We start from the raw sequence: 11,142 nt of genomic DNA, 5'->3' as shown, positions 1-11,142 counted from the left end.
ACCGTCCGCTTCATGCGCACTCGTCAGTTGCGCAATCGGCGTCCACCGCATCTCACGCCGCGTTCGTGACGACCGCGAAGCGCCCCTCGATCGGGCGAGACCGGCAGACCATACACTGAGTTGCACTTCGGATAAAGCGAAATATTTTTGCTGCGGGGGCTTGCGCCGTCGGGCAACTCAGTGATTGACACTTCAGCCGCGGTGAACCAAGCCGGATGTTGCCCTCGCCTCAGCACTCGCCCCGCAAATTTAAATCGTCGCGACCAGATCGTCGCGGGAACCCGGCAGCGGCCTTCGATGTTGATGTCAGGCATCACTGAGTATCCGAAGGGTAAGGACAGATGTCGAGGGTTGCCCGCAGCAGACACACGGTGTTGACGTTCGCCGCGATCCTTGCAGTCGCGGCATCGACCGCGCTGTTCGCAGGCAGCGCCTATGCCGCTCGCAGTGGCGGCGGCGGCGGACACGGCGGCGGAGGTCATGGCGGTGGCGGCTTTCATGGTGGCGGGGGCGGATTTCATGGTGGCGGCGGTGGCTTTCATGGGGGCGGAGGCGGCTTCCACGGTGGCGGTTTCCACGGTGGCGGATTTCACGCCAGCGGCGCTCGTGGCGGCGGCTTTCACACCATTCATCCCGCGGCAAGGGCCGGGACGAGAGTGAGCGGCGGCTCCGGCGCGCGCCATTCCCAATTCCGTCCCGCCGCTCGCGCCGCACGCGTCGGGCCGAGCGCAGCTGCCGGCCGTCATGCCGCCTCGCCCGCCGCGACGCGGCACAATGCGAGCGTGGTGGGCCACTCGTTGGCCTCGCATCAGATCCGCAGCGCACTCCAGAGACCGGGCGGCCTGCGCAATCCGATGACGCGCGCCGCGATCACGACGGCCGCCGCCGGAGCCGCGTGGAACCATCAGAACGGCGGTTGGTGGGGCCATCCGCATGGCGGCTACGGCTGGGTCGGCCCGGTCTTCTGGCCGTACGCCTATTACGATCTCTATGACTACACCTGGTGGGGCTGGGGCTACGACCCGTACTTCTGGGATTACGGCTATGGTGATCTCTATGCCGGTCTGTTCGGTCCGTACGACTACGACGCCTTGAGCGGCTATGCCTATTACTTGCCGGGCTATGCCGGTCCCCCGCCGCCCGCCACGGGTCGATCGCGCGCCACCGGTCAAACCACAACCCTTAGCGACATGTGCGGCAGCGACAGAAGCGATATCGCAGGCTTCCCCATCGAGCAATTCCGCAGCGCCATTCAGCCCAATGCGGAGCAGAGCGCAGCGCTCGACGACCTCGCCAGCGCATCGCAGAAGGCGTCCGCGACCATTCTCAACTCATGCCCCAAGGACGTCCCGTTGACCGCGCCGAGCCGCCTCGCCGCGATGCAGCAGCGCCTCCAGGCCATGCGCGACGCGGTCGGCATCCTTGAGCCGGCACTGGAGAAGTTCTACGGGCTGCTCAGCGACGATCAGAAGGCGAAGGTGACCGCGCTGGTGGCAGATCAGCACCGCGGCCAGCGTGAGGCGACGGCGGACAACGCCAACTGCAACGCGGCGCAGCCTGCCGCCAACGCGTGGCCCGGCGACATCATCGAACGCGATGTCAAGCCAACCGACGCGCAGCGGGCGAGCCTCGACGCCTTGCGGGATGCGGCGACAAAGGCCGAGGAGACATTGAAATCGTCTTGTCCGCCCACCGACGTGCGCACGCCACCGGCGCGCCTTGCGGCGGTCGCGGCAAGGCTCGATTCCATGCTTCAGGCGGTCGGCACCGTGCGTCCCGCCCTGGACACCTTCTACAGCGCGCTCAGCGACGAGCAGAGGGCCGCGTTCGACGCGATCGGCCCCGAGCGGGATGGCGGCAGGAGCGCGATGGCAGCGGGCGGCGACGAACCCCCGCGAAGCCATCATCGCCGCCACCATCGTCACGGCCCGAATATCGGAGGCATGATCTTCCGGATGATCGGCTTGTGAAGTGCGCCATCGCCTCGCGCGCATGGCGGTGACATCATCCAACGACAGGGCTACCAGCCGGCGCAACCAGGCTACGGCGCGATCCATATGCCAATCACGATGATTGCCAGTGAAACGGCAATCACCAGCATGTCGGTCGTGAGCCAATCGGGCATTCCACTTGACGGCTGCTCGCTCATGTCCGCGACTCCTTCTGTTCGCGTCGAGCCAATATGCTGACGCGGAGCAGCGCGAACGAGGATGAACTGGATCACATAAGGGCGCGACAAGCGGTCGCGTCGAATTCCACCGCGTTCGCGCGCCCTCAAGTTGCAGCACGCGATCGATCTGCCGCGCAGGTTTCTGAACATGTTCGACAACGCCGGCGACGCCACGAGACATTATCACGGCTAAGCCGGACGTTGTTGCCAATCGCACGACGATCCGGTCGCAGAATGCCGACAGCGCGTACTCGTCGGCGAGCTACGCCTCGTATTGCAGCGCGAAGTGCGCCGCCATTGCGAGCGAAGCGAAGCAATCCATCGTGTCGCAAGGAGAGACGTGGATTGCTTCGTCGCTTCGCTCGTCGCAATGACAATGCCGCGTTCTACGTCACAGCACCTTGCGCCGCGCGAGGTTTTTCATCAACGCGCCAACACCAAACGTCCAGGGCTCGCATTCATCGCTGTTGCGCATGCGGTTGACGAGCTCGCCGAGCTGCGGCGCTGCGATGGTGACGATGTCGTCGCGCTTGTGGGTGAAGCCCTCACCCTTGGCGTCGCGGTCCTTGACGGGTGCGAACATCGTGCCGAGGAACAGCGCGAAACCGTCGGGATATTGATGCACGGGGCCGATGGTCTGGGCGACGAGATCGGTCGGGTCACGGCTGATCTTGGAGATCGAGGAATGACCTTCGAGCACAAAGCCGTCCGCGCCCTTCACGGTGAGGCCGACATCCATCTTCCTGACGTCGTCGAGCGAGAAGGTCTGATCGAACAGCCTGAGCAGCGGGCCGATCGCGCAGGAAGCGTTGTTGTCCTTGGCCTTCGACAGCAGCAGCGCCGAGCGGCCCTCGAAATCACGCAGATTGACGTCGTTGCCGAGCGCGGCACCGACGATCTTGCCGGCGCCGGAGACGACAAGCACGACCTCCGGCTCGGGGTTGTTCCATGTCGATTTCGGATGCAGGCCCGCATCCATCCCGGTGCCGACCGATGACAGCGTCGGCGCCTTGGTGAAGACTTCGGCATCGGGGCCGATGCCGACCTCCAGATACTGGCTCCAGGCGTTCTGGTCGATCAGCACCTGCTTCAGCTTCATCGCCTGCTCGGAGCCGGGCTTCAGCTTCGAGAGATCGTCGCCGACGAGGCGCACCACCTCCTTGCGGATTGCGTCCGCCGAGGACGGATTGCCGCGCGCCCGCTCCTCGATCACGCGCTCGAGCATCGAGATCGCAAAGGTGACACCGGCGGCCTTCAGCACCTGAAGGTCGACCGGCGCGAGCAGATGCGGCCCGGCCTTGTCGCGGCCGTCGGGCGGCGTGTTGGCGAGGATCGTCTCGAAATCGTCGAGCCGCTCGCCGAGCGTGGCACGTAATGCGCCTGCGGGATCAGCTTCCTCGCACAGCGCGCTCACCGTGGGGAAGCGCGCGGTGACGTCGAACACGCCGTCACCCCGCACCGCGACCACGGCCGGCCCAGCGGCCTGCGGCAGCCAGACCCGTCCGACCAGCGTGCCGGCGGTCGCGTCCTCCGGCAGGACGTCTTTTGGCGTGAGCGAAATCATCGGCGTCTCCATTTTTGATCTTGTTATCGCTTGTTAGCACAGTCCCCGCAGCAGCGTGAAACAGCGGTCATGCCATTGTCATAGAGGGGTAACATCGCCCGTCAATGCTCCCGTCGATCCATCTAAACACACTGAAAGACGGACCTTCATGACTACCTCCGCTCTCACCGACGAAGCCGCCCGAGACGAAGCACTGCGCGCCCGCATCCATCAGGAGATGGCCGACAGTCTCGACGAGGAACTCGAGCTCGAGCTCGACGATGTCAGACTCGACGAGTTCGACCACGACGGGGCCGCCGGCAGGCCAGTGATCGACCGCAAGCTCTACTTCCGCGAACTGCTACGGCTGCAGGGCGAGTTGGTCAAGCTGCAGGACTGGGTGCAGCACGAGAAGAAGAAGGTCGTCGTGCTGTTCGAGGGACGCGATTCCGCCGGCAAGGGCGGCGTCATCAAGCGCATCACCCAGCGGCTCAACCCGCGCATCTGCCGCGTCGCAGCGCTGCCGGCACCGAACGAGCGGGAGCGCACGCAATGGTACTTCCAGCGCTATGTCTCGCATCTGCCGGCCGGCGGCGAGATCGTGCTGTTCGACCGCAGCTGGTACAACCGTGCCGGCGTCGAGAAGGTGATGGGGTTCTGCAACGACGAGCAGTATGAGGAGTTCTTCAACTCGGTGCCGGAATTCGAGCGCATGCTGATCCGCTCCGGCACCATCCTCCTGAAATACTGGTTCTCGATCACCGACGAGGAACAGGCGTTCCGCTTCAGCATGCGGATCCAGGATCCGCTGAAGCAGTGGAAGCTGAGCCCGATGGATGTCGAAGCGCGAACCCGCTGGGAGCTCTACACCAAGGCCAAGGAGACGATGCTGGAGCGCACCCACCTGCCCGACTCGCCGTGGTGGATCGTCGATGCCGTCGACAAGAAGCGCGCCCGGCTCAACTGCATCTCGCATCTGTTGAACCAGATCCCCTATCAGCAGGTCACGCACCAACCGGTGGTGCTGCCGCCGCGGGTGCGCAACCCCGACTATCACCGCGGCCCGATCCCGCCGGAGATGTACGTGCCGGGACGGTATTGAGGCTCGTCACGCCTACGCCGTCCCCCTCTCCCGCTTGTCATGCCCGGGCTTGTCCCGGGCATCCACGTCTTCGTTTCCACATGAAGAAAGAAAGACGTGGATGGCCGGGACAAGCCCGGCCATGACGTGCGGACAGATCACCGCTCGCCGCAGGCGGGGCGAGGCGGGGCAAAGTAAGAGCGACCAGCACTTGGGCAATTGCGCCTACTAATGGCGCAGCTTGCCACTATTGCTGTGGCCAAACGCCGACGCTAGGCTTCCCCGATCTGGTGCAGGGAGGCCCGCTTGACTCAATCCGACGACATCAAGATTTCCGAAGATCGCCGCGACGCGCTGCGCTATGCGCTCGGGATCGGCAGCGGCGCGGCACTCGCGGCCGCAATGGCGACCCCGGCTTCGGCGCAGACGCCTGCCGACAACACGCTCGACCGTATCAGGGCCAACAAGGTGCTGCGGATCGCCGTGCTGCCGGGCGAGCTGCCCTATTTCAACAAGGACCTCGCCGCCGGCACCTGGTCCGGCTTCTCGATCGAGATGGCCAACGACCTCGCCAGGTTGCTCGACGTCAAGCTGGAATATGTCGAATCGACCTATGGCAACTCGATCCTCGATCTGCAGGCCAACAAGATCGACCTCGGCTTCGCGCTCAACCCGACCCCGCAGCGCGCGCTGGTGGTGGATTTCACCAGCCTGGTGTTCCCGCATCCGTTCGGCGCGATGCTGAAGAAGGGGCTGGAGGCCAAGACCTGGGCCGACATCAACAAGCCCGAGGTGAAGATCGCGGTCGACGTCGGCTCGGCCAACGAGGCGGTGGCCCGGCGCTTTGCGCCCAACGCCACCATCAAATCGCTGAAGTCGCGCGACGAGGTGATGCTGGAAATGTCGTCGGGCCGCGTCGATTGCGTGGTCAACGCGCTGGTGCTCGGGCTGACCGCGATCGCCAAGAACCCGAACCTCGGTACCTACAAGATCCTGGCCTCGCCGTCGGTGACGATCGCGAGCGGCACGGCGGTGCGGCGCGAGGCGGACAAGCGCTGGCGCGATTTCCTGTCGGTGTGGATCGACTACAACCGCGGCATCGGCCAGATGCGCGAATGGTTCGTCAAGGGCCTCAGCCTCGCCGGCGTCAAGCCCGAGGATGTGCCGGTGGAGTTGAGTATCTAGCGAGTGATGCTCCGCCTCCATCAACTCGTCATGCCCGGGCTTGACCCGGGCATCCACGTCTTCGTTTCCACAAGAAGAAAGACGTGGATGGCCGGGGCAAGCCCGGCCATGACGGTAGTGCGAGACCTTCACACCTTGTCGTAGGTGAGCCCGCGCTCCAACCGCCTGGCCACCAGCGTCGACGGGAACAGGATCGCGAAATAGATCAGCGCCACGATGGTGTAGACCTCGAGCGGCCGGTAGGTGTCGGCGTTGATCAGCGTCGCATTGTAGACGAGATCGGGCACCGCGATGATCGAGACCAGCGAGGTGTTCTTCAGCTGCGTTACCGACTGGTTGACATAGGGCGCCATCATCGGCTTCAGCGCCTGCGGCAGGATCACGAGCCGCATCAGGCGCCAGCCGCGGAAGCCGAGTGCCTTCGCGGCGTCCCACTGCCCGACCGGCACGCTCTCGATCGAGCCGCGCACGATCTCGGCATAGAACGCGCCGCCATAGAGCGACAGCACGCTGACGGCCGCGACATGCGCCGGGATGTTGACGCCGATCACCACCGGAAAGGCGTAGTAGAACCAGATGATCTGCACCAGCAGCGGCGTGCAGCGGAACGCTTCAATGTAGGCGATCAAGAGCCAGTCGATCACGGGAATGCGCCGCAGCCGCAGCATGCCGACGATCAGGCCGATCAGCGTGCCCAGGATGATGGTGCCGATCGTGTAGGCGATGGTCCAGCCGAGCCCGAGCCAGAACAGATGGCTGTACCTGGCGAGGATCCCGAAATCCCAAACGTAGTTCATCCTGCCCCTCGACTGCCGTGCTCGCCTTGACTCCCAGCATTGCAGGCGGACTTGCGCGTGTCACGCGATGCCGGTCCGGCGAAAGTGCCGTCACATCAAGGTCAGGCCGCCATCGACCGGCAGCGTCGCGCCGGTGACGTGGCCCGCTTCCGGCGACAGCAGGAACGCGACGACGGAAGCGACCTCGTCCGGCTCGGCCAGCCGCTGCATCGGATTGGCCTTTGCGACGCGCTCCCAGGTCGCGGAATCCAGCGCGCCGAACAGGCCGGGATCCTTGCGGGTATAGCCGGGCATCACGGCATTGGCGGTTGAGCCCGACGCGGCGAGTTCGATTGCGAGCGATTTCACCAGCACTTCGAGCGCGGCCTTCGCGGCGGCCGATCCCGGATAGGTGGCGCCGGGCACGAAGCGATGCGGCCCGAAACTGGAGACCGCGACGACGCGGCCGTGCGCGCTGCGCGTGAGGTCGGGCAGCGCGGCGGCCGCGATCTCGTGGAATGCCGCCGCCATCACGGCAAAGGCGCGCTCCAGCGCCTCGCGCGGCAGGCTGGCGAATTCGCGCCGGTCGGCAAAGCCCGCGGCGTGCACGATGGTGTCGATCAACCCGAACGCGGCACGCGTTGCCGCGACCAGCGACGTGCCCGCGCCAGCGCTGGCGAGATCGCCGGTGCTGATCTCGACCTTGGCGCCCTTGCCTCGGCATTCCTCCGCAACCGAATTCAGCCGCGCGAGCCCGGAAGCCTCGGCGCCCTGTCCATGCAGCATCAGGCATTGGCCGTGTCCGGCGAGCCGGCGCGCGACCGCGGCGCCGATGCCGGAGCCCCCTCCCGTGATGATTGAAACTCGCATGAGGTACGTGCTGTCAGTGCGATAAGACACAGCGAACTATAGGTTCGGCGTCACGAAATGCAAACCTCGCGCCGACGAACTCACCGCCAAGGGCTCACCGCCACGGCTCGACCAGGATCTTGGTGTGCGCCTCGGGATTGGCGAGATCGGCAAAAGCCTGCGCGACGCCGTCGATGCCGACGCGGCCGGTGACGAGTGAGGCGGCATCGACCTGGCCTTCCGCGATCAGGCGCAGCGAATAGGCGAACTCCTCCGGCGTGTAGCCGAGCACGTACTGGACGTTGAGCTCCTTGATGATGCCGAGCATCGGCTCGGACTTGTCGGTCTCCATGCAGACGCCGACCACGACGATGCGGGCGCTGCGCGGGGCGCCCTCGAACACCTGCTGCAGCACGCCGGGCACGCCGACGCATTCGAAGATCAGCGCAGGCTTCAGCGGCGGCAGCAGCGCCTGCATCGGCGGCCGCGCCGCCTTCTCCGCTTCGGTCATCTGGGCGTGCTCGGCCCAGCTCGCATAGGGCTGTGTCTTGGCGGGATCGATCACGACATCGGCGCCCATCTTCTCGGCGAGCAGGCGCCGCGCCGGCGAATAATCGGCGGCAACGATCGGACCGAGACCCCTGATCTTCAGCGCCGCGATCACCGCAAGGCCGACGGGGCCGCAGCCGATCACCAGCGGCACCTCGCCGCCCTTGATGTCGGCCATCGCCACCGCATGCACGCCGACCGCGAGCGGCTCGGTGAGTGCGGCGTGTTCGGCGGCAAGGCCATTCGGCACTTCGAGCAGCAGCGGCTCGCTGAGCAGCATCTGCTCGGCATAGGCGCCGAGATAGTCGTTGGAATAGCCGATGCCCCGCGGCCCCTCCGGCGTCAGCAGCGCCGGCAGCGAGCACACGCGCGTGCCGGGCTTCAGCTTGCGCGTGGTGCCCGGGCCGTAATCGAGGATCTCGCAGCAGAACTCGTGGCCGAACACCACGTCGCGCGACAGATCCATCGGCGTGCGGCCGGGAAGGAACTTGCTCAGCTCCACCATGCGGTGGGCATGCTTGCGCGCATGCAGATCGGAACCGCAGATGCCGCAGGCGAGCGATTTGACCAGCACCTGGCCGGCGCCCGGCTTCGGCTCCGGCATCTGGTCGACGACAATCTCGCCGTTTCTGAAGATCGCTGCGCGCATCAGTCCTCCCGCGTGGGTTTGGCCCACTCATTGTTGCGTTTTCTTCTGGAAGGGATAGCCGCTTCAGGCGAAAACGCAAGTGCGGGGTGTCACGAGGGCAACCAGCGCACGATTTCGGTATCGCGGTCAGGCGTTCGGCGACGGCTCGCTTGCCACGGTCAACAACTGCGAGCGGCGGATGCGCTCGCGATGCGCGGTGTAGAGGCCGGAGGCGACAATGAAGCCGGCGCCGAGGATGGTCCAGCTGTCGGGCAATTCGCCGAAGATCAGGAAGCCGAAGATGCTGACCCACAGCAGTTGTGTATAGGAGAACGGCGCCAGCACCGAGGCGTCGCCATAGCGGAACGCCAGCACCACGATCCACTGTCCGACGGTGGACGCAACGCCGATCAGGATGCCGAACATGATGTCGTGCCAGCTCGGCGTGACCCAGCCGAACGGCACCAGCGCGCTGACGATGGCGACGCCGACGATGGACGAATAGGTCATCACCGTGACCGGACGTTCGCTGCCGCTCATCATGCGCGTCAAGATCAGCGTGCCGGCCCAGGCCAGCGCCGAGACAATCGGGAAGATCGCCGCGGGATGGAAGGCGCTGGTGCCCGGCCGCAGGATGATGAACACACCCATGAGGCCAACCGCAGTCGCGATCCAGCGTCGCATGCCGACCTTCTCGCCAAGGAAAGCGATCGACAGCGCGGTGACGAACAGCGGCGAGACGAAGCTGGTGGCCGAGGCCTCGGCGATCGGCAGGAAGCCCAGCCCCGTGATGAAGATCAAGGACGAGCCGAGCAGCGCGGCGCCGCGCAGCATGTGCAGGCCGGGACGGCTGCTGCGCAGCGCGAACAGCGGCGAGCCCGGCAGCATCGCCGGCGTCATGATCATCGCGAACACCAGGAAGCGGATCCAGGCGATCTCGATCGAAGGCAGGGTGGACGAGAGATATTTCGCGGTGACGTCGGACGTGCCCAAAAACACCGTCGAGAGCAGGATCAGTGCGATGCCCTTGAGCGGCCGGTCGGTGCGGGCCGGCGCTTGGCGCGCCAAGCTTGTCGTTGCGGGCGTCGTCGTTGCGGGCAATGAAAGGGGAACGCTGTCCAGCCTGGCGGCTACGGCGGCGGGGGGCGGTGTCACGGCAATCTCGAAGGCGAAATAAGGGGAATCTGCTGCTCGTACAAAACGCCAATTCCGCCGCAAGAACAATGCCCGAAAACGGGACTCCGATATGCACCAGCGCGCGCGACCGCCCGCCGCAGCCTCTGCGCGACCGCAACCGCAACAGTTTGTTAAGAACTGTGTGAAGAATCCCGCGAATTAGAGCATCGGCAGCGAGCGCGGCTTCGGTCCGCGCGGGAATGCGTTGTCGAGCGCGGCGAGTTCGTCGACGCTGAGCTTGAGCGTGCCAGCGGCAGCATTCTCCGCCACGTGCTCCGCGTTCGACGCCTTCGGAATCGCGAGCACCGACGGCAGCCGCGTCAGGAAGCTCAGCGCGACCTGGCGCGGCGTCGCCTGGTGCGCCTGCGCAATCGACTGCAGCACCGCGCCGCCCTTGCTCGACGGCGCGGGAAAGTCATTGTGGCCAAACGGCGAGTAAGCGACCACGGCCACGCCATGCTGCTCGCACCACGGGATCACGGCGTGCTCGATGGCGCGCTCCCGCAGATGGTAGAGCACCTGATTGCAGGCGATCTTGCCCTCGCCCGCGACATCGAGCAGTTCATCGAGATCGTCTGCGTCGAAATTGCTGACGCCCCAGGAGCGGATCTTGCCGGCTGCGATCAACTCGTCGAACGCCGCGACCGTCTCGGCGAGCGAATAGGTTCCACGCCAGTGCAACAGATAACAGTCGAGGCGATCGGTCTTGAGCCGCTTCAGCGAGCGCTCGCAGGCGGTGATGGTGCCGCGCCGCGAGGCGTTGCTCGGCAGGACTTTCGAGACCAGGAACAGCTCGTCGCGCCGGCCGGTGATGGCATCCGCAATCACGAGTTCGGCGTCGCCATACATCTCGGCAGTGTCGATATGCGTCATGCCGGTATCGATGCCGCGCTTCAGCGCCGCGACGGCCGTCTTGCGGTCACCGCGATCGAGATACCAGGTGCCCTGCCCGATCACCGAGACCTGCGGGCCGTTGTTGCCGAATTTTTTTGTCTGCACGATCGCCTCGTTCTGCGTGGTTCGCATCTCGCCCGCACAGGACGATAAAGCAAACGGGCGACAATGTCTCTTCATCGTCGTCCCGGCGAAGGCCGGGACCCATATGTGGACGGCCCCCGTGGCACAAGAGCTTTTTGAGTAGATCGGATCGCTTGCATCCATATGTCCGGCCTGTTGATGCGACGG

10 protein-coding genes are annotated in these 11,142 nt (G+C 65.4%); 4 read left to right on the top strand and 6 right to left on the bottom strand.

Features of this window, described 5'->3' with window-relative positions:
• The first annotated feature begins 435 nt into the window (after window positions 1–435).
• Together ABIB78_RS38500 and ABIB78_RS38495 are read left to right on the top strand one after the other, a co-directional pair.
• Window positions 436–660: a hypothetical protein gene (locus tag ABIB78_RS38500; RefSeq protein WP_429034253.1), complete on the top strand. Its 225-nt coding sequence runs from the start codon at window positions 436–438 to the stop codon at window positions 658–660.
• Between the two features lie 194 nt (window positions 661–854).
• Complete coding sequence (locus tag ABIB78_RS38495; RefSeq protein ID WP_429034252.1) at window positions 855–1,970, top strand: Spy/CpxP family protein refolding chaperone; 1,116 nt, start codon at window positions 855–857, stop codon at window positions 1,968–1,970.
• Window positions 1,971–2,561: 591 nt separating this feature from the next.
• Here ABIB78_RS38495 and ABIB78_RS38490 read toward each other — a convergent pair.
• A complete protein-coding gene (locus ABIB78_RS38490; protein ID WP_429034251.1) occupies window positions 2,562–3,734 on the bottom strand; it encodes a fumarylacetoacetate hydrolase family protein in 1,173 nt (390 codons plus the stop codon).
• Window positions 3,735–3,882: 148 nt separating this feature from the next.
• Between ABIB78_RS38490 and ppk2 the strand changes: the two genes are divergently transcribed.
• Entirely contained in the window at window positions 3,883–4,815 is a 933-nt protein-coding gene (ppk2, locus tag ABIB78_RS38485; RefSeq protein WP_429034250.1) for a polyphosphate kinase 2, read from the top strand.
• 285 nt (window positions 4,816–5,100) lie between these two features.
• The gene (locus tag ABIB78_RS38480; protein ID WP_429034249.1) at window positions 5,101–5,979 is read left to right on the top strand and encodes a transporter substrate-binding domain-containing protein; all 879 of its coding nucleotides are present in this window, start codon (window positions 5,101–5,103) and stop codon (window positions 5,977–5,979) included.
• Between the two features lie 128 nt (window positions 5,980–6,107).
• Here the strand turns inward: ABIB78_RS38480 and ABIB78_RS38475 are convergent, their stop codons facing one another.
• From ABIB78_RS38475 to ABIB78_RS38455, 5 genes are all read right to left on the bottom strand, one after another.
• Complete coding sequence (locus ABIB78_RS38475; protein ID WP_429034248.1) at window positions 6,108–6,776, bottom strand: amino acid ABC transporter permease; 669 nt, start codon at window positions 6,774–6,776, stop codon at window positions 6,108–6,110.
• A gap of 90 nt (window positions 6,777–6,866) precedes the next feature.
• On the bottom strand, window positions 6,867–7,625 hold the full coding sequence (locus ABIB78_RS38470) for an SDR family NAD(P)-dependent oxidoreductase (RefSeq protein ID WP_429034247.1): 759 nt from the start codon (window positions 7,623–7,625) through the stop codon (window positions 6,867–6,869).
• 94 nt (window positions 7,626–7,719) lie between these two features.
• Window positions 7,720–8,802 carry a zinc-binding dehydrogenase gene (locus ABIB78_RS38465; RefSeq protein WP_429034246.1) on the bottom strand — a complete coding sequence of 361 codons (1,083 nt, stop codon included), beginning with the start codon at window positions 8,800–8,802 and terminating at the stop codon, window positions 7,720–7,722.
• A gap of 126 nt (window positions 8,803–8,928) precedes the next feature.
• The gene (locus tag ABIB78_RS38460; protein WP_429034255.1) at window positions 8,929–9,882 is read right to left on the bottom strand and encodes a DMT family transporter; all 954 of its coding nucleotides are present in this window, start codon (window positions 9,880–9,882) and stop codon (window positions 8,929–8,931) included.
• A gap of 234 nt (window positions 9,883–10,116) precedes the next feature.
• Window positions 10,117–10,956, bottom strand: coding sequence for an aldo/keto reductase (locus ABIB78_RS38455; RefSeq protein ID WP_429034254.1), 840 nt, complete (start codon window positions 10,954–10,956; stop codon window positions 10,117–10,119).
• Between the last annotated feature and the right edge of the window lie 186 nt (window positions 10,957–11,142).

The sequence above is a fragment of the Bradyrhizobium sp. I1.14.4 genome (assembly GCF_050435825.1).
In the GTDB taxonomy this organism is placed as follows: Bacteria; Pseudomonadota; Alphaproteobacteria; order Rhizobiales; family Xanthobacteraceae; genus Bradyrhizobium.
Note: the sequence above shows the minus strand (reverse complement) of the source record. Positions and strands in the feature narration are given on the sequence as shown.